The sequence below is a fragment of the Ferrimonas aestuarii genome, from assembly GCF_005116665.1.
GTDB lineage: Bacteria > Pseudomonadota > Gammaproteobacteria > Enterobacterales > Shewanellaceae > Ferrimonas > Ferrimonas aestuarii.
Map to the genome: position 1 here is coordinate 22,181 of NZ_SWCJ01000014.1, position 19,784 is coordinate 41,964.

Here is a 19,784-nt window from a genome sequence, read left to right on the forward strand (position 1 = left end):
ATGCCCTATTGTCGTTGTCCTAGTTGGGTTTCAGTGGTTGAACTCATGTAGACCAGTACCGGGTCGGCGACGTAGTCCTGAGTGCTAAGCTCGCTCGCGTTGTCCAATTGCAGTTCGTCAAAGCCAAGATCCGTCAACAGATCAACTACGCCACTGCGGGCGGCTTGAGTTGACTTAAACAGGCTACCGTCCTGCATCTCTTGATAGATATGTTTCGGATCACTAAAGGAAGTGTCAGTGATCTCCGGCGCTACGGATGGCTCAAGGAACAGGTTGTTGGTATCGAATACCAGATAGTAATAGGGGATGTAGGTGGTGCGTTTGGGCGACCAGATCATCGGTGAGAAGGCTAATCCAACCAACGAGTTGGCAATGGTGGACTCGGTTGCCGGCGCGTTCTTGGTTGAGACAGGCTGGTTGCCCCACAGTGACTTGGCCACGTTGCTGGTATTGAGGGTGACGATCACATCCTCCACCGCGTCGCCTTTATTGCCGTTAACGTAGTTGTAGAAGGTGACATTATGGGATGACTCGATGTCGGTCAGTCCCATAGGTGGTGTGCCGTAATGGTTTTCGTACCACGGTGTATCGCCTTTAGGGGTTTCGTAGACGTAATACGGAGCTTGCTGATCCTTATGGTCGGTAGAGCGGATCTGCTCGCCGAGGTCGCCAGGCTTGAGGTAGTTGTAGTCGTCAGCCAAGGTGGCGTGGTTGTAGTTCAGCGCCGAACACGGTGCGGTGCTCTCGGTGCGGATCTCAAACTGATTGGCGTCAACTAACCAGTCTAGATCATCGATGCGATCCTTATCGCTGAACTGTTTTAACAGACCGGTGTTGATGTACAGGTTGACCAGCGGTTTCTCTGAAGGCTCAGGCGTCGAGGATGAGGCGGCCTTGGGATCGGCAATGGCCGCCAACATTAAGCTCTGTGTCCGCAGAGGTTTCGGCTCCGGCTGTTGCTGACTTACCGGCACGCTTGGCAAGAAGTCTTTGAAGTCATCCCAACCCACCAAGGGGACCGGCTGGCGTTTGTCGCCGAAACGGATGGTGAACGAGATGATGTCCAGATCCACCTTGGCGCTGCCACCAAACCCAGGACCCCACAAGGACAAAATCACACCCACATGGACGGTGATTTTGGTCTTAACAAAGCCCAGGTTTAGGGTAAAACGGGCACCGAGGGTAATGCCGACATCCGCGGAGTAGCTGAACGGCTTCCAGCCTAAGTAAAAATCGGTACCCGCATAGAACCAGGCCGAAATAGGGCCAAGTTTGGCGGTGACGTTGACGGACATGCCAGCCATCATCGCGTTGGGCACTAAGGCGAAATAGGACTGGCCTACGATGTTGACGACGCCCAGATTGGCGCGCAGGCCAACGCGGGGCACCATCGGGTAGTGTTTAGGGGGCGTGTAGTGAGAGCTGTAGCCACCAATGGTCAGGACGAAATCTGAGGCGTGAGGACCACTGAGCCAGGTGTAGAAGGCAAAACCGCCTTGAAGCTGGGCCAAGCCGTCAAAGATAAATGACGACGGGGTGATGGCACCTTGGACCGCCAGCAGCTCATCGGTGGAGGAGTACGATACCTCGAAGTTGATCTGCACGTAGGCAATGGGCTTTGGCTCTTTCACTGGCAAGGTCATGACCGCGGCGCCAATTACCGCGAACTGCAGACTGTTGCCGAAGGAGATCGACATAATGGCGGAGACCTCGATCATCTCAAATGAGGTCACGTCTAAGCCAAGGGCGAACCAATACTGGCCGTTCTCAACTGGGATGTATTCCGACAAGCCCACCAGAGCCGCGGTCATCGCTTGTAGCTTTTCTTCGTTACTCTTACCTGCCAGGTCGTCTGCCGTGGGTACCGCAGGGGCACTAGGCAGCAACGGGTAGGTAGGCAGTTCAGCAAAGGTAGGCAGCTTAAAGGCTCGGTTGATACCAAAGCCACCAGACACCCCGGTGACGAAGAAGAACGGAGGTCCGCCGAGTGGTGCGTTCAAGTGCACAAAGGCGAACAGTGAGGGATCGGAGATTGCTCCGGCGAAACCACCGTAGGCGGAGAGACCGTAGGGGCCGGCCTTTAGGCTGAAGTCGCCGATCATGTTGATGTCATCATCGGAGAGCGATAGGAAACCGCCGGCAATATCTAAACCCGGTTCCTGCAGTTGCATGGCGGCGCCGTGTAGATGGAAGTCGACATCGTCGAGCGGATTCTGCAGCTTCCCTCCTGGTGCGGGAAGTGGGAAGGAGATCCCCAAACCATCGAGCTGCAGAGCCAGCCCACCGACGGCAAAGCCACCCTCTAAGTAGAGGCCGAGAATGCCCAGTTCTCCGGTCGTGCCCTTTGAAGGTAGTGAAAAGCTGAGGCCAACCTTATCGAGAGAGACCGGTCCGATGGTCTTATTTAGTGACAGCCAGCTAATGGGCTTGCGCGGAACGTTGGTGTTGTCGCTGAAGCTAGGTGCTTCGCCGGCAGCTGGGGTGCCAGTGGAGGTACCCAGAGGCGTGGCGTTGGGTTGTTGATTGTCTTCAGGAACGCTCTGATTTCCAAACAGCGACATCAGGCTGAAACCCGGTTGACTGACAAATGCTGCCGGCGCATCCGGTTGCAGCTGGGTATCGGTTCCGAGTTCTGCAACGGAGAAAATCAGCTTGTTGTTTTCTTCAGTGAATGGCGCGTCGGTGTAGTAGAAGCCCAGCTTATCGATGGAGAAATCACTGATTCCTGGGATCTGACCGACTAAGGGCAGTTTAGAGAGATCCAGAATGCCACTGAGCGCCGCACCGAAGACGTAGGCGGGGTCCTCGCCAGACCCTATGGCGCGGCTGTCTTTGCCATCAAAGTGGGTGTCGTTGGAGTAACTGGTGTAGAAGGTCCAAGGGTCGCCGCTGCCAAAGGAGAGGTCAAACAGCCCGGCGCCATCAATCTTGGTTGGTTTATTCTTCGCTTTGTCGAACTCGAGGGTCATGCTCTTCAGATCGGCATCGAAGTTGAGTTCCTTGGGCAGATTCGCGTCCCAACCGAGGTCCGTTGCCAGCATGGTGAGAAACTGCTGCAGCGTTGGCGGGGTTTCAGCGTTGTACTTGGCCACGGTCTTAGAGCTAGTGTCACCCTCTGCGACGGTGTTGATAAAATCGAGTTCGAAGCTGAGGTCGACGCTGCCAGATTTGTAGGTTGCAGTTCCGGAGTACTTGCTTTCGTACTCTTCGGCATTCTTGTGAGTGATGGCGATATCGATGGCCAGCGACAATGCGGGAATCGCGGCATCCTTGACCAAGCAGTGGAATACAAAGTCCTTGGTGGTGGTGTTAAAAGAGACCGCAAGTGATTCAACCGTAAGTCCGGTTAGGATGGTGGGCAGTTCGACGTTGCCAAAGATACTCGCGAGCGACTGGATAAGATCGCCAATACCGATGGGCTTACTGTCTGGTTGCTGGGTTCCCTTAAAGTTCCAGCCCTCTGTTTTCGCGTCGTTAAGCGCCGCCTCGAGGTCCAGAGTGATACCTGCGACAACCGTGGTGGCACTGATCTGACCTGAGAGTTCTGCTGTTTGCTTCTTAGCGGTTCCCTCTTCAGCGGTTGTTTCTTTAACGGTTCGGTCAAACGAGGTACCGATGCCGTCGATGGCAAAGCCGGGAAGCAGTTGCCAGTTGTCTGTCGAGGCCGCGGCAAAATTGAAGGTCTGCTTCTCGGGGCTGACGATGACCTCAAGGGTATTAAAGGTCACCTTCGGCAGATCATCAGGTAGGGTTGCCAAGCCTTCGAACAGATTGGTGGCCACTTGGGTGAGATCAAGGACCGAGCCTGGCGTCAGACCGGCAGTGATGCTCCAGTCTTGATCCTCTGGGGTGTTTTGCAACTGACACCGCAATGGCACGTCGCCAACATTGAACTGCGCGTAAAGATCACCAATAACCTGTCGCTCTGCCGGTGTGGTGAGGTTGGTGATGGCAAAGTCGGCGCTGATGCGGTTCACTTCAAAGTAGCCGCTTATTACCGGCCAACTGCTGGCGGTAGTGGCCGTAAAGTCCAGTTCAGTGAGCTGTTTGTTGGTGACATCCACGTCGACCGTGAACTTATCGATGTTGATCTCAGGGATCTGCGCTAACCCTGCAGGTAAGGTGTTCAGGAAGTCGTTGCCACCAGCCAGAGCGAGAAGATCCGAAAAGCTGGGTAGCATTACCTGCTGATCCGGTTGAATACCGAAGGTCCAGAGATTGGTACTGCCATCGATGTTCGCCCCAATGGAGATGGGAACCTCAACCGTACCTAAGGAGAAGGTGGCATTGACGTTGGCTGCGGTGCTGATGCTGGTGGTTATCGATCCGGTTTCGGCGGTTTCCGTTGCTGTTTCTGAGCTGTTTTCACTGGAATTGATGCTGGTGCCAATGGTGAGATTGATCCCTAGTCCCGGCTTGAGCTCAACAACGCCGGGAACCATAGGCCAGCCGTTGGTTACCGTGATGGCGCTGGTAAAGTTCTCGAGGATGTGATCCTTTGTATTAAAGCTGGCGTCAAGGTTGTCTAGCTGGATGCCTTGGAGGATGCTAGTCAGCTCCGAAGGCAGGAAGCTGTCCAAGGTTTCACCGCCGGCTAGGTAAACTAGATCGTCGGCTGTTACCGACTGATCGAATTCCTTGGCGATCTCGAGTTGCCACCGATCCGCTTGTTGGTTGTTGATGGACACCGGAATGGTGTCCTTGTTCTCCAGCACGATGTCGACATCAAACCCGAGGTTGCAGATATCGATGTTCTCGGTAATCGAGGCCTTGATGGTAGGAGATTGAGTGTTAAGCCAAGGAAGTAGCGGCACTGCTATGGCTTGATCCGGCGCTAGGGTCGCCGATACCGCGGCGAGCACGTTATCGTCATCGTTGCTGAAGTTGAGGCTGCAGCTTAGCTTAGTGTAACCAAATAGGTCGACGGTTCCGGTAATCGAGGCCTCGGTGTCGTCGGTGGATTTTGCCGCCCCGGTAAAGGCGAGTGACGGCACGTTCAGCATGCGGCTAAACACGGTGTCCATAAAGGGAAGATTAAAGTCTGCGGGACTGATGCTGAGGTTGCCATTTTCAATATTAAGTGCGTCAACGGCACTGATGATGGCACTTAGCGTATGCTGGGTATCTTTCTCGCCAACTTCTAGCGTACCGGCTGAACTGGCATCAAGATCGCCTTTTTTGTCTATGGTGCTCATTGTGCGTGTCCCTATGCTTTAATCGGACGGAAAGTCTCAGAGGTCTTGCTGGTGTCGGCGCTGAAGAAGCTGCTGATTGACTGAGTCAACAGTTGCTCCCGTGCGGCGGCTTTGCTGGCGTTACTGAGTATCTCTACCTGGGCTTGTTGAACCTTGGTCGCCATGGGGGAGCTTTGGAAGAAGGTGGTACCAGTGAAGACGCTATTGACCGCGACGACGGTCGGGGTGTTACCGATATACACGGTCACATTGGCTGGGATGGCGACGACTTGGCCCAGGGAGTCCAATAGGTCTGTGGAGCCGATGCGATGGTAGAACACTGGGATGTCCAGGCTCCGGTAATCCGCTTGGCTTACCGATGGGGTTAAACTGAGGAACTCTGGAGGGGCAAGGGTGTTGCCCGCCTCCTTGTATTTATTGAAGTTGTTGGTAAGTTTATTCAACAAGGCGTCGTCGATAGCGTTATTAACGGGTTGATTTTTCTTGCGTTGATCCTCGGGGTCTTGCAAGAACGCCGTGGTAGCTATGGCCTTAAAGTCGGTGGTGCTGCAGGGAAGATAGCGAACCACGACGTTGTTCAATCGTTGAAACCAGTGGGTAAACTTGCCTGACGACTGCGCCGCCTCTAACACCTTAAAGCCATCGGCCACTCCGGATTGATACACCTTGGCGTTAACTGGGATCGGTTGCTTCTGATTCTTGGGACTGACCTGCCAGAGGCGGTTCTGATAATAGACATCTGGATATTCTGTCGTAATCTCCGCCTCATCGGGTTTTAGGAGGTTCTTAAAGGAATAGGTCAAGTCCTGATAATTAAGGGAAATCCCATTGATGCCGCCCTGTTTGTCCTTCAGCAGTGAGGTGAGCTCAATGTCATCCACTGGACTGGTGAGGCAGACCTCCATATCGATGAAGTAGGGCTTACGGGTCTCAACGCGGACATTCTCAATATGCAAGTCGATAATAGAGAAGCTGCTTGCCACCGCTGACATCGCGCCCGCTTGACGGTAGAAGCTACTGACGATCTGCTCCTTGCTCTCCGACTTGAAAATCAGGTAATCGCTACTGGCAAACGGGTAGAAACCGAAGATCTGTGCAAAGGTGCCGGAGACATCATTATCGAGATATTCTAGGTAACCATAGGCTTGCCTCAGGGGCGTTTTATTATCGGATTGATAGGCGATGGGCAGGATGCGGTAGGTCGCCAGAGGCAGCCCTGCAAACGATGGTTGCTGCTGTTTTAGTTCAGTAAGCTGTTGATTGTAGATCTCAAACAGGCTGTTGGTCATGAAGGTCTTGCCAAGCACCTTATTGACCACCTGACTGTTGCCGGATATGAGGCAGTCGGCTTCGATATCGCCTGGCTTATAGACCACCTGAACATTGAAACTGCTGATCAATGGGGCGGGCGACGAATCTATCTCATCTGAAGCACCAAAGGTCAGGATCAGTACCTGCTGACCACCTTTATGAAAGTCTGAACCGGTGGATTTGATGCGCTTTAACGAGTTAAGACTGAAGTTGTCGTCGTACTGCCCTTCAAAGCAGGCTTCCAGCTTGGTGATGTCCTGATAGACGCGTTGACAGGCGGTTTTGATATTACGCTGAAAGTTGTCGACCAGTTGAGTGATGGCGTGACTGGAGAGTGGGGTTAGATTCCAAAACTTGGTCACATTGGTGTCAAATACTGTGTCATTAGCATCGAAGATGTTGTCATCAAAATAATCGTAATAGGTTTTTTTATTTCCTTCTTTTAAATACGGACTGAGGTTCCCCTGAAGAGCGGGGCAACTATAATGGTCAAGCACATCAGCAAGCTGCTGAATTAAACCACCAAATTGCAGTGCGGTTTTACAAAACTTAAAAGCACTACTGCCAATTCCAGAATTCGATTGGGCTAGGGTTTTCGTCAAATATGTTTGGGTGTCTTTTAAATTTTTTAGATACAGACTAGCCCGGTAGTTTCTCGCTTTGTCAGAAACATTGACGTTGAGGCTTTTTAGTTCTTTGACGAGCTTCTGATAATCCATGACATTAATCCATTAATGTGCGAAGTCATTTTGCATACGTTTGGTGCCTACCTAGGTATAGCTTACCAACCTAGTCTATGTGACTAATTTATTCGGGGAGTTTAGCCCTTTGTTTTGTGCGAGATGCCTTACTTTGGTGGGGCTGAGTAACACGCTGTCATTAAGTGTGGTGGATCTCTTACAGGTCAAAAGTACAGTTATCATTAGCTGGATTGAATAAGATTGAACTAAGTTTTACTTGGGTGTGCTTTATTTTTGTCTATCTTTTTGTTTTTATGGAATATAACTTTCGAACTAGCTCGTGACGTTGGTTTTTAATTGTGGCACTAGTCCTATATTTTCCGTGCGAACCGATGTGTCTATCGATATCTTGCATTCAAAGCTAGTGATTTGTGAATGGTAGATGCTCGAATACATACTCTAATGATCTTGCTTATTAACACCCTTGGCTAATTATTAGAGAGATGTTTAACGTTGTTGTTTCTTTTTATTAAACACGATAGGAGAGGGGAAATGGATTTTCTCACCGAAGAGCAGCGGGCTCGTTTCGCTGAAATCAATGCGCGTATTGGTCTAGGACCGATGGAATTCACCACTGTTGATACCTTTGCCAAAATGGATCACTCTCAGGTGCCTGACCTTATGAAGATGTCCTCGACCGGGGAGTCTCACTTTACGCCCCATAAGATGTCGGTAGCGTCCATCGAGGACATGAGGAAGATTCTGGTAACCCCGAATATTCAGAATCCCAGTCAAGGGGAGGAGCCTCCAGTGCCGCCGGCTCCGGAGCCATCGGTGATCAATAAGCTGATGTCGGTTGATCCGAGTGTTCTTAAGGCGCAGATCCCAAGCGATATGAAGAAAGATATGTCGGAAGCGGCCATCGCCTATGCCTTGGGTAATGCCACCGATGAGCAAGACGTTCAGGATTGGGTAAGTATCATTAATCAGCACATGTATCCAGGCACTCTAACGGCCTACAGCATGGAGACATTGACTGTGCCTCCGGGCAAGAAATTGGTGCTTAGTGGTGATGAGCCGCTGTTTATCAACATCGGTAAGATTGTTCTCGGTGCGGGTTCCGAGTTGATCATCAATACCCAGTTCTCTGTCAATTCACAGCAGTGCCAGTCGGCCTAAAGGAGCTCGTCATGTCTGATAACCCAAGCATCATTACCATTACTGGCGCCGCCTACGATACTGCTGCGTCTCAAGGCGCCGCTGGCGACAAAGGTGCCGTACAGACCGGCACAGGAGCCAATGCGACAAATCATTATAGTAGCAGCGATTGTCGATACCATTGTGATAGGCAACAGGGCAATGGCCCAACCGGACATGATGGTGGCACCGGGCATCCAGGTAGCCCCGGTAAGACTGGCCGTGCGAGCCCGGCTGGAACCCTTAGCCTTGGTGATCTTACTGTTAATACCGTCATTAAGATCTATGGTGGGCCGGGTCAGCAAGGGGGAACCGGTGGAACCGGTGGCACCGGTGGTGAGGGAGGCAATCCAGGTAACACCGCAACTGGGTGTAACAACAACGCGTCTAAAGGAGCTCAGGGTAAGGGCGGTAAAGGCGGCGATGGTGGTACTGGAGGAGCGGGCGGCGATGCGCAGTATGTCTCTATCTATTGCCACCTGACTGACCCAACCTTGGACATTACGGTTGAGGCATCACCCTCTCAAGGTGGAGCGGGTGGAAATCCAGGTGAGGCTGGCTCCGGTGGTGGAAATCTAGGAAATGGTAATACCGGAAAGGCCGGTGCCGAGGGCAAAATTGCACCGTTTGCTCTGTACAAACAATAACAACACACCCTCACTATCTATGAACGCTTCCAGTCGCGTAAGCGGCTGGTAGCGAGCTATTTTATGGGAGATACGATGCCGAGTTTAAGCCCCAGCACACCCTTTAACGATGCCCCAGTCACCTCCGTAACCGAACTGTTTTACCACACAGCAACTCACCATCCAGACAGAGAGGCTCTGGCATTTCTCGATCACAAGGGTAATCAGCGACGTAGCCTGACCTATGGTGCGCTGCGCGATCAGTCTCTGCAGGTGGCTACGGCACTACAGCGCTACGCTGAGGCTGGAGATACCGTGTTGCTGGCGGTGGATGATGAACATGACTTTGTCTTGGCATTCGGGGGGGCTTTGCTTGCTGGTCTTGTACCGGCGCCGATGCCGCCGCTGCGCAATAAGCGAGTGGCTACTGGACTAGAGCGCTGCGTGCAGGCCCTCAAAGCTCACGGTGGTAAATTGATGTTGGTGGCTGAGGGACAAGAGGCGTGGGTTCGGTCGCACCTAGATGCTCATAATCTAGCCCATGTGCAGGTATTGAGTTTCACCGCTTTAGATTACCTGAAGGTAGAGCCTGCGAAGATACCAGAGGCTGCATCTGAGGCGACGGCGTATCTGCAATACACCTCCGGCTCGACCTCGCAACCCAAAGCGGTGATGATCAGTCACCGCAATGTCATTGCCAATGTTGGGTGTCTGGAACAGCAACTGTGCGGTGATGAGCCATTGCGCGTCGCAGGATGGTTGCCGTTGCATCATGATATGGGCCTTGTGGGACATCTACTTTTTACCCTCTACAAAGGTGGATTTGCGGCACTGTTGTCACCCAGTTCGTTTCTCGCACGGCCGGGTTTGTGGCTGGAGGCGGTGAGTCGATATCAGGTTAACGTGGCTGCGGCACCCACCTTTGCTCTCGATCTCTGCGCCCGCCATGCCAAAGTCAGCGATCAGTGCGATCTCAGCAGTTGGAAGTGGCTTTGCGTTGGCTCAGAAACCGTCAATATGCCGGTATTACGAGCCTTTGTGGCGCGTTTTGCGGCTTTGGGGATGGCTGAGAACGCCATACGACCGGTATACGGGTTGGCGGAGGCGACACTGATCGCGGCGGGAGGGAAGCAGGGATTAACGGAGCTTATTCCTCTCGTAGAAAGCTATCGAAGCGGCCCGAACGCGTCACGCGAACTGCTGCCATTTGCGGCCTTTGATGGCATCGAACTAAGCATCTGTGATGTGAGTAGTGGTGAACCACTTGCAGACGGAGAGGTTGGCGAGATCTGGGTGGAGGGCTGTTCAGTCTCTGCTGGCTATCTCGGCAGGGAACCCTCATCTACGCCGGGCAAAATGCCGACGGGCGATCTGGGGTATTTGCGACAGGGCCGTCTGTTTGTTACTGGCAGAAAGAAGGACGTCGTTATCGTTCGCGGTCGTAACCACGCCGCCGAGGATCTTGAGGCTCTTGTTGTTGACACCAAGTCCGGTCATGGCGCGGCGGTGGTGTCTCACCCAGGTGCAAATGGAGACGAATTGTGGGTATTTCGCGAAGCTCACCGACACCTAAGCCTAGAGCGGGCCCAAGCAGTGGCAGCGAAGATCTCCGCAGCGATCGTCGAGGGGTTCGATATCAAGCCTGACCGGGTGGTGTTGGTCGCAGCAGGCCTATTGCCCCGTACTGCCAACAACAAGATTGCGCGCCAAGCCTGTTGTCAGCGATACGCCCAAGGTGAACTGCGAGTGCTCTATGATCTGCCTGCAACTGACTGGCAGGTCGGGTCTGAGTCTTCTGATGAGGACCCCGTGGTGATCGTTGGCATGGCATGCCGTTTCCCCGGAGCCGACAGCCCGGAGGCCTTTTGGCACAACCTTTTAGAAGGGGTTGATTGCATCTCTGAGGTGCCCCGTGAGCGCTGGAATAATGAGGTGTTTTACGATCCAGCACCAGCGACGCCGGGTAAGCTTAATACCAAGTGGGCTGGCTTTATCGACAGGGTCTCTCACTTCGACTCAGAACTGTTTTCTATCTCGGCCATCGAGGCGCCAGAGATGGATCCGCAACAGCGATTGTTACTTGAAACCTCATGGCGCTTGCTTGAGGATTGTGGCTGCCCCGTAGCCAACGTTCGCGGCTCGGATACCGGTGTGTTTGTTGGCCTTTCGACCAATGATTACCTGCTTTCTAAGGTGAAGCTTAGCTCCGGGATGGAGACCTTTAATGCCTATTCTGGGCTGGGAAATGCCAACTCAGTAGCGGCCAATCGACTGTCCTATTTCTACGACTTTCACGGACCTAGTATGACCGTGGATACGGCGTGTTCATCGTCGTTAACCGCCTTTCATTTGGGGGTGCAGTCTATAAGAAATGGCGAATGTGAGCGGGCTATTGTTGGTGGCGTTAACGCCATCTTATCACCTGGCCCAACCATTACTTTGAGCCAGTTTGGCATGATGGCCCCCGACGGTCGCTGCAAAACCTTTGATGCCTCTGCTAACGGTTATGTTCGCGCAGAGGGGTGTGGTTTGGTGATGCTCAAACGCCGTTCCGCGGCGCTGCGAGATGGCGATACCATCCTAGCCGAGGTGGCAGCATCGGTGAGTGGCCAGGATGGTGCTAGTAGTGGCATTACCCATCCTAATGGTGACTCTCAGGCACGATTGATTGCTCGGGCGCGGCGCCAAGCCGGCATCGATGGTCATGAGATAAGTTACGTTGAGGCTCACGGTACCGGGACCGCAGCTGGGGACCCAGTCGAGGTCAAATCCATTGTCGAGCAATATGGTCAGCGTGACGATGAGCCCTGTTTCCTTGGCTCGGTTAAGGCCAATATCGGACACCTTGAGGCGGCAGCTGGGATCGCGAGCGTGATCAAGGTGCTGCTGATGATGCGCCACCAACAAGTGCCCCCGCAGATCTTGATTAGCCAAGTCAACCCAGCCTTGGCCATTGATAACACCCGATTTCAGATAGCCCAAGAGCGGGCAGACTGGTCTTGTGCTTCGGAGCGTATGGCGGCAATCAGTTCCTTTGGCTTTGGCGGTGCCTTAGCCCATGTCATCCTCAAAGCGCCACAATCAACGCCTGTTGAGGCTCTCCCGGATGGGCAACCTACAATCTATCCGCACCCGCTAGTGTTGTCGGCACCCAGCGAAGCCGCACTCACGGCCCACGTGGAAAGCGTTCGAGACTGGCTAGCCCAATTTCCAACTCTACCCTATTACCAAATGTGCCGATCGTTTGCCTTGGGCCGTTCGCATTTGCGCTATCGCACAGCCAACTTGGCGTTGAATCGCAGCAACGTCACAGACAGGCTCACGGCGTGGCTGAATTCATCGCGCAAACCCATGCCGATGCGCGAGCAGGTAAAATGTGCCTGGTTGTTTACCGGCCAGGGTGAACATTATCTGAAAATGGGACAGGAGCTGTATCAACGCTTTCCACTGTTTCGCGAGAGTTTCGATCGCTGCGTGGCGGCAGTTGAACGGGCTGACCATCCGTTTACCCTGACTCAACTGGCGTTTGAGATTGAGGATACGCGCAAGTGGCGCGATCTGTATCTGCAACCAATCCTGTTCGCGACTCAGTATGCGTTAGCACGGTTGATGCAGGCATGCGGCGTTGAACCAGAGGTCATGGTGGGCCACAGTTTGGGTGAGTATGCGGTGGCGTGCTTAGCGGGCTGTATGACACCAGAAGAGGCGATGCGCATTCTGTACCGAAGAGGGCAACTCACCGAAACCTTGCAGCCAGGTAACTTTATGGTGGTGATCTTTGCCTCTCGAGAGGTGGTCGAGCCCGAGCTTAATCTTGATAAGGCTCAGATCGCTGCAGTTAACAGCCCCAATAAGACGGTGATATCCGGTGACGGCCAAGAGGCGGAGCGGATGCGAGTGCTGTTCCAGTCTCGGGGTATTGAAAGCTACTACCTTAAAACCAATACGGCATTCCACTCCAGTGCCACGGACCCCATCCTTGAAGCTTTTGCCGATAGCCTGAAGCACATCCAGTTTCAGCCGCCGAAGCGGTGTTGGATCTCTACCGTAACCGGCCATCTAAAAAACGATGCCCCAAACAGCGCCTACTGGGTTCGACACATGCGGGACACCGTGCTTTTCTCCCCAGCGATGGCGACCCTCAAAGGAGAGCCGCTGGAGTTTATCGAACTGGGGCCTGGTGCCAGCTCTCTCGCTGGAGCAAGGGAAACCTTGGGATGTAAGGATGCGCTCTATCTGCGAACCTTAAACCCGAAAAAGGGCGAGCGTACGGAGAGTTACTTCTTGTTAGAAACACTGTGTCGTTTGTATGAGCGAGGCGTGGACGTTAACTGGGAGCCGGTGACCACAGGCGTGGTGCGGGCCAATCAGGTGCCCGGACTGACGTTTAGGCAGCGACCCTACTGGATCAAAGACATCACCCCAGAGGACTTTTCCGCCTTTAGTGCGACCTCAACACCCAAGGATGAGACTGCCGATTGGCATTATGGCTTGCAGTGGCAACCGGGGCCGTCGTTGCCGTCATTGCCCGTAGAATCGAAGTTAATGAACTGGCTGATCGTCGGTGCCGATGATGAACTGACTCGGTCGTTGATCGGCAAGCTTAAGGCGGATAATCAGTCGGTGTTCTGGCTGCATTATGGTGAGGGTAGGTCGCGCAAGGCCGATGTCCATATTGAAGGTGAGCGTTCTCGCGGCGAATGGAGTCAGGCTCTGGGACGGATCTTCAACCTCAAGAGCCGATCCGCGGCGGCGCCATGGCGGACGGTTGTTAATCTAAGTGGCATGGCTGTCGAGACGTTGGATCTGAATCGACTCAATGACACTCAAGCCAATCGCTTTAACCTGCTATTGCCGATGCTACAAGGGTTGTATGACCAAGGGTATGTTCATCCTTTGTGGATGGTGACAGTCGGTGCTCAGGCGGTGGATGATGAAGCACAGACGGATCTGGCGTCTGCTCCGTTATGGGGTTTCGGTAAGACCCTGTTCTTAGAAAATCCGGCTTGGCGTGGCGGAATGATTGACCTCGGGCTTGATGCTGAGGCGCAGCGCGCGGCCAACCAGGTGATTGCCAAGGTTGTGACCCCTGAGTTTGAACATTGTATCGCCGTTAGGGGGGAGCAGCAGTACGTTCAGCAGCTAGTACGGGCGCCTTTGAAGTCGCAACCAGCAGCCACGCTTCGTGACGACGGTGTCTATGTGATTACTGGGGGCTTGGGCGGTTTAGGACTCAAGGTGGCCGACTGGATCGTCGACAAGGGCGGTCGAGACCTCATTCTGATCAGCCGCCGCAGCCTGCCGACAGTTATTGATGCCGAACATCCCGATGCTGCGGTCACGGAGCAGGTGACCAAGCTGCAGCAGCGAGGCGCAAGGGTTCATGTCGAGTCCATAGATGTTCGTGATAGCCAAGCCCTGAGTGAGCTGTTTTCTCGGTTGGATGCTAAGGGAGTTGCGGTGCGCGGGGTTGTGCACGCCGCGGGCGAGAACTGGTTCGGCAAGGTATTGGATCTAGACCGCGAGCGGTTTATCGAAACTCTGAAGACCAAGGTTTCAGCGTCTTATGCGCTGCATGAGTTAACCCGAGAGCGGGACCTAGACTGTTTTATGCTGTTCTCGTCGGTATCGGCTTTCTGGGGCTCGGTGAATCTGGCCCACTACACGGCGGCCAATCAGTTTATGGACATGTTGAGTCTTCACCGTGCCCAGCAGGGGCTGCCCAGTCTGTGTATAGATTGGGGGCCTTGGGATGAGGTAGGCATGAGTGCTAAGCCGGCTGAGCGAGAGGTGATGGCCAAGCTGGGGCTGCAGCTGCTGGCGCCGGAACAGGCTTTGAAGGCGATGGAGGCGGCCTATGTCGCCAAACGACCGCTGAGCATGATAACCAATAACGATTGGGATACCTTTCAAGTGTTCATCGACTTTTGTTTGCAGCCATCTGCGTTTGCCAACGTCACTAAGAGCCGTGAGCAAACCGCAGTTCGCACTGAGGACCGTATCGGCGCCATCAAGCAGGCTAGCGCAGCCGAGGCGATGGCCATGATCAATAAGGCGGTGCGGCTGGAGCTGAAATCGGTCACTTTGTTAGAGAGTGCCGACCGTATCGATGAGCAACAACGTTTCAATTTTATGGGCATGGACTCGCTGATGGCGTTGTCTTTTGCGGCGGCGTTGGAGAACTATTTTCAGTTCGAGGTTCCCAGCACGCTTACCTATAACTACCCGACCATCAAGGCGGTTAATGAATTTATCTATCAGAATCTTATTGGAGCTGCGTATGAGGATTCGGAAGGAGAGCCTCGGGATGGTGAACCGGCGATTCAAAGTTGGTTACGACCGTTAAATTCCGAAGTCGAGCCCATGCTGATCTGTCTGCCTTTTGCTGGTTCTGGGGTCACTGCGTATCAACCACTGGCCGCGGAGCTGGAAGGCAAGGTGCACCTGGTCGGTATCCAGTTACCGGGCCGAGAAGAGATGAGTCACCTATCGGCGGTGGTGGAGATGGAGACGATGGTGGAACAGATCATTGCCCAACTTACGGATATTCGCCGTCCCTGTTTTATCTATGGCCACAGCATGGGTGCGGCGATAGCGTCAGAGCTGGCCAAGCGACTGGAGCGACACAGTAGCTTGGCCATCGATGGTTTGATTGTCTCCGGTTGCAATCCGCCTGAGGGCAAGCGGGCGCACCCAATACATCAGCTTGCCGATGAGCAGCTCGTTGATGCCGTGCTTGATAAGTATGAAAGCCCAATGCACCGAAGCGAACGCAAGCAAGCCATCAGTCGTTCGATAGGGCTACTGCGGGCCGATTTGACACTGTTTGAAACCTATCAACCCACTGAAGATCGCCTTCATGTACCAATTGCATCCGTATATTCGGCTCAAGACCCGCTGGTGGATGAGGCATCGATGAGGCGCTGGCAGAAGTTTACTGAGGGAGGGTTTGTGTTTAAGAAGGTGGAGGGTGGCCATCGTTTTGTCGTCGATAATTCCTCTGAATTGGCACAGGCGTTGGACGCGGCAATATTGGAAATAACTCAACATTCGACTGGGGGAACAGATGGCACAGACGACGCCATGGTACAACATGCTGGGTGAACGCTATAGCGGTGACCAGCCTACGTTTTACGACTCCGATGGCCTGCCATGGGTGAAGACCCTTGAAGACAACTGGCAGGTCTTCCGTGATGAATTGATTGCGTTATCGGAATCTAGGCCGCAGCAGCTTCGCCCCTATTACATCAACAAGGCGATGTCATTTCCGCCGCGGCATTGGAAGACCATGGGGCTCTATTTCTGGCGATTCACTATGCATGGCAACTGCAAGCGTTGCCCCAAAACGGTAGGCTTGCTGGAGTCGATTCCCGGCTTGGTGTCCGCGTCGTTATCGGTGTTGGAGCCAGGCTCCAACATCAACCCTCACCAAGGCGATACCGACGCGGTCTATCGCTGTCACCTGCCGTTGTCGGTACCCGAACCACTGCCTAATTGTGGTCTGCAGGTGGGGACGGACATTCGAGGTTGGGAAGAGGGCCGCGCATTGACCTTCTGCGACGCCCAGACTCATACGGCATGGAATCACAGCGATCGCCGTCGCTTAGTGATGATTATCGACGTGGTTAGGCCGGAGTTTATCGATCGACAGCACGGGGTATGCGCCCACGTCTTAGCGTCCTCGGTGATCCAGATGCTGTATCAGTCTTCATCGTTATTGAATCGGCTCCCAGGGCTACTAAAGCGTGGTTTGTATCACCTGTTTCGGGGGCTTATCTATCTCTATCTGCCAATACAGCGCCGCTTTGCCCTTTAAGAGGTGTGTTTGGAATTCGAATGCCAAAGTGAGTGGGGAGCTGTTCAGTAAATCCATGGGTAGCATCTGATGCTCTGTATGTTTAAGCTCTCAATCATGAGGTGGCAACACAGTGGCTGCCAAATGAAGCGGTTGATAGGAGCACACTGTGCCATGGGGTAATGGTCAATTAGACAGCGTTTCCGGACTGTATTGATTTAAAGACAGTCTTCAGAAGTTGCACCGAAGAGAGGTCGCGCAGATGAAAGGCGAGCGCTTGATTAGAAATGAGGGAGCGGGATTAGTGCATCGCTCCCCGGTAGTGCCTTTGGGTCAAAACCGGTTGTTATTCACTTTAGATTTTAGTGATTAGTGACAGGGCACGTTTTTATTTAAACTGCAATTTCTCGAAAAGCGCTTTAGTTTAGCCATGTGACAAGTATGAGAAAGCGATCAAAGCAAAAATAGGCAAATCAGAGTTTATTGAATTCGTGCGGGTTGGTTTAATCGCCTTTTATGCTGCTTAGCACTTGCTCAAAATAAGCAATGCCCTTGGCTTGAGTCATTGCGATATTGTTCTGAGGAATTTGCTCTGGGTTTGGGTATTGTTTTAGCACCTTCTCCATACTCTGCTCTCGTATGATGTGCAAAGTAGGGTAGGGAGACCGGTTAGTGTAGTGTCCAGGGGAGTGGGCAGGTTCATCGTCGAAAAAGTAGTCAGGGTGAAAGTTGGCTAGCTGGAAAATTCCCTCATAACCTAACTCGACGATCTGATCACCGGCATCGTCGACCAATTCTAAAAATCGCTCGAACTGAGCAAAACCGTCTGTGAATATCAGTAAAGTGGTTTCCAATTGAGGGTTAGCGATTAAGAGTTCACATTGCTTAGCTAGCGCCTCCATAGCCTGACGTAATTTTGTCGCCGGAGTGGGAGCATACACTATGGTATTACGCACAAACTCTTTTTTGGCAAATGGGCAAAAATTTAGGCCAATGACGATCTGCTCCAGCCATTGCTGCGTTTGTTGTACTTCGGCCGAAATGTTGGCTTGTATAGTATGGGTATTCATAGGTGGCGACATCCTTGCTGCGTGAACAATAAAATCAGGTCAGTCTGATCTGCTGAGGCAATATACCCGCAAACCTTCCTTGAGGCGATGGGAAGTGAACCAAAGGTCACACGGTCTACTAAGGCGGAAGAGCTAGGTTATTCAATTCGTAAGCAGTAAGTGGCTTGCGTTTATCACTGAACCAAAATGTTAGGTGCGCGTATCTTCCTGTTTAGTAGGAGGGTAATTTTGCAGCCGATCAGTATTGTGTGGTTAAAGCGAGATCTTCGCCTTACGGATCATCAGCCATTACAGGCCGCTATCGAGAGTGGCCATCAGGTGTTACTGCTCTACCTGTTTGAGCCAGAACTGCTGGAAAACCCGCATTATGACCTGCGCCACTGGCGCTTTGTTGCCCAGTCAATTGACGATCTGAATCGGCGGCTTGCTGGCTATGCTACCGAGGTGTTGGTGATGCGCAGCGAGGCGGAATTGGCGCTGCGTGAGCTGATTGGCCATTTTGATGTCGCTGGGATCTACTCTCATCAAGAGATCGGTCTAAAGGTGACCTTTGAGCGTGACAAGCGCATCAAACAATTGTGTCAGCATCATCGCATTCCGTGGTTTGAGTTTGCCCATGGTGCCGTCATTCGAGGTGCCAGTAATCGTGACGGCTGGGATGCTCATTGGAATCGGGTGATGCGCTCCCAACTGGCTACGCCCGTGCTCGGTGACGCTGAGTTTGTTAGCCAAACGCAAATACCTGACTCACTGCGCTTTGAACTTCCGCTGCGGTGGCGGCAAAAGCAGCGCGGCATGCAAACTGGTGGGCCAAGCATGGCCAACAAGACGCTGGACAGTTTTTTCAGCGAGCGTGGCCGAGATTACTATCGCTCTATTTCCAGTCCAACGTCGAGCCGTACGGCCTGCTCTCGTATGTCTCCCTATCTTGCCTGGGGCAATGTGTCGCTGCGGGAGGTGTATCAGGCAGTGTTGGCCCATTGGCAGCAGCCTGGGTTTAGGCGCAGCTTATCTGCGCTGTCCTCGCGGCTTCATTGGCATTGCCATTTCATGCAGAAATTTGAATCTCAGAATGAGATTGAGTTTGTATGCATGAATTCAGGCTACGACAACTTTCCCTATGAGATCCGTGATAAAGCCTTAGATGCGTGGTGCCAAGGACAAACAGGTGTGCCTTTGGTTGATGCGTGCATGCGCTGCTTGCAACACACGGGGTACGTTAACTTTCGCATGCGGGCGATGCTGGTCAGCGTATTGTGTCATCACCTCAATCTAGATTGGCGCAGTGGAGTCACTCATCTGGCTATGCTGTTTCTCGATTTTGAACCGGGCATTCACTATCCCCAGTTTCAGATGCAGGCGTCCGTCACAGGCATCAATACCATCCGCATCTACAACCCGACCAAACAAGCGCAAGAACAGGACTCTCACGGCGTCTTTATTAAGCGTTGGGTCCCCGAACTGATTGACGTTCCTGTGCCGCAGCTGTTCAAACCGTGGAAGTTGACGGTGATGGAGGCCCAGATGTGTGGCGTTTCAGAGGACTCAGTCTATCTTGCACCGGTGTTTATTCCCGAACAGAGCGGGTGCGAGGCGCGAGCTCGCCTGTGGCACTATCGCAGTTTGCCTCAAGTAAAAGGCCAAGTCGCAGAGCTATTATCCCGTCATGTACGACCAAAATCTTAGCCATTGGTGTTTTGAACTAAAGCTGGCGAGCGTGAAATTGGAGACAGCTTGAGTGATTGGCGTGTTAGCGCGGTACTTCACAGAAAATACTGGGTTTACTGGTTAAGGTGAATCGGGTTTTTCTGGAGGTGTGCGTGCTTGGGGTAGTGATTGGATTGGTTGTGGTGGCAGTGGCCATCGCTGCGTGTGTGAAGCGGCGTATTAAGCCGGTGTTTCAACCGATT

At 53.0% G+C, this 19,784-nt stretch carries 9 protein-coding genes; 6 read left to right on the forward strand and 3 right to left on the reverse strand.

What is annotated here, in order from left to right; genetic code table 11:
- Positions 1–5 precede the first annotated feature (5 nt).
- Together FCL42_RS15635 and FCL42_RS15640 are read right to left on the reverse strand one after the other, a co-directional pair.
- Complete coding sequence (locus FCL42_RS15635; RefSeq protein ID WP_136864362.1) at positions 6–5,195, reverse strand: DUF6603 domain-containing protein; 5,190 nt, start codon at positions 5,193–5,195, stop codon at positions 6–8.
- Positions 5,196–5,206: 11 nt separating this feature from the next.
- Complete coding sequence (locus FCL42_RS15640; protein ID WP_169308413.1) at positions 5,207–6,868, reverse strand: DUF4135 domain-containing protein; 1,662 nt, start codon at positions 6,866–6,868, stop codon at positions 5,207–5,209.
- Positions 6,869–7,738: 870 nt separating this feature from the next.
- Here FCL42_RS15640 and FCL42_RS15645 point away from each other — a divergent pair.
- The 5 genes from FCL42_RS15645 to FCL42_RS15660 all read left to right on the forward strand — a co-directional run bounded on the left by FCL42_RS15645 (position 7,739) and on the right by FCL42_RS15660 (position 17,177).
- A complete protein-coding gene (locus FCL42_RS15645) occupies positions 7,739–8,365 on the forward strand; it encodes a hypothetical protein (RefSeq protein ID WP_136864364.1) in 627 nt (208 codons plus the stop codon).
- A gap of 11 nt (positions 8,366–8,376) precedes the next feature.
- A complete protein-coding gene (locus FCL42_RS21735) occupies positions 8,377–9,030 on the forward strand; it encodes a hypothetical protein (protein WP_169308414.1) in 654 nt (217 codons plus the stop codon).
- 75 nt (positions 9,031–9,105) lie between these two features.
- On the forward strand, positions 9,106–16,113 hold the full coding sequence (locus tag FCL42_RS15650) for a type I polyketide synthase (RefSeq protein WP_169308415.1): 7,008 nt from the start codon (positions 9,106–9,108) through the stop codon (positions 16,111–16,113).
- Complete coding sequence (locus tag FCL42_RS15655) at positions 16,076–16,825, forward strand: aspartyl/asparaginyl beta-hydroxylase domain-containing protein (protein ID WP_136864366.1); 750 nt, start codon at positions 16,076–16,078, stop codon at positions 16,823–16,825. The genes FCL42_RS15650 and FCL42_RS15655 overlap by 38 nt, the downstream gene beginning before the upstream one ends.
- A gap of 217 nt (positions 16,826–17,042) precedes the next feature.
- On the forward strand, positions 17,043–17,177 hold the full coding sequence (locus FCL42_RS15660; protein ID WP_267873239.1) for a DUF1826 domain-containing protein: 135 nt from the start codon (positions 17,043–17,045) through the stop codon (positions 17,175–17,177).
- A gap of 130 nt (positions 17,178–17,307) precedes the next feature.
- Here FCL42_RS15660 and FCL42_RS15665 read toward each other — a convergent pair whose 3' ends face one another.
- Positions 17,308–17,874, reverse strand: coding sequence for a DUF1415 domain-containing protein (locus FCL42_RS15665; protein ID WP_136864368.1), 567 nt, complete (start codon positions 17,872–17,874; stop codon positions 17,308–17,310).
- Positions 17,875–18,102: 228 nt separating this feature from the next.
- On the opposite strand from FCL42_RS15665, the gene FCL42_RS15670 reads away from it, so the two are divergent.
- The gene (locus FCL42_RS15670) at positions 18,103–19,560 is read left to right on the forward strand and encodes a cryptochrome/deoxyribodipyrimidine photo-lyase family protein (RefSeq protein WP_136864369.1); all 1,458 of its coding nucleotides are present in this window, start codon (positions 18,103–18,105) and stop codon (positions 19,558–19,560) included.
- Positions 19,561–19,784: the final 224 nt, after the last annotated feature.

Excerpts from the sequence above, each read along its gene's own strand:
- FCL42_RS15635 (WP_136864362.1), bottom strand. The coding sequence starts at position 5,195 with ATGAGCACCATAGACAAAAAAGGCGATCTTGATGCCAGTTCAGCCGGT.
- FCL42_RS15645 (WP_136864364.1), top strand. The coding sequence starts at position 7,739 with ATGGATTTTCTCACCGAAGAGCAGCGGGCTCGTTTCGCTGAAATCAAT.
- FCL42_RS21735 (WP_169308414.1), top strand. The coding sequence starts at position 8,377 with ATGTCTGATAACCCAAGCATCATTACCATTACTGGCGCCGCCTACGAT.
- FCL42_RS15650 (WP_169308415.1), top strand. The coding sequence starts at position 9,106 with ATGCCGAGTTTAAGCCCCAGCACACCCTTTAACGATGCCCCAGTCACC.
- FCL42_RS15655 (WP_136864366.1), top strand. The coding sequence starts at position 16,076 with ATGGCACAGACGACGCCATGGTACAACATGCTGGGTGAACGCTATAGC.
- FCL42_RS15665 (WP_136864368.1), bottom strand. The coding sequence starts at position 17,874 with ATGAATACCCATACTATACAAGCCAACATTTCGGCCGAAGTACAACAA.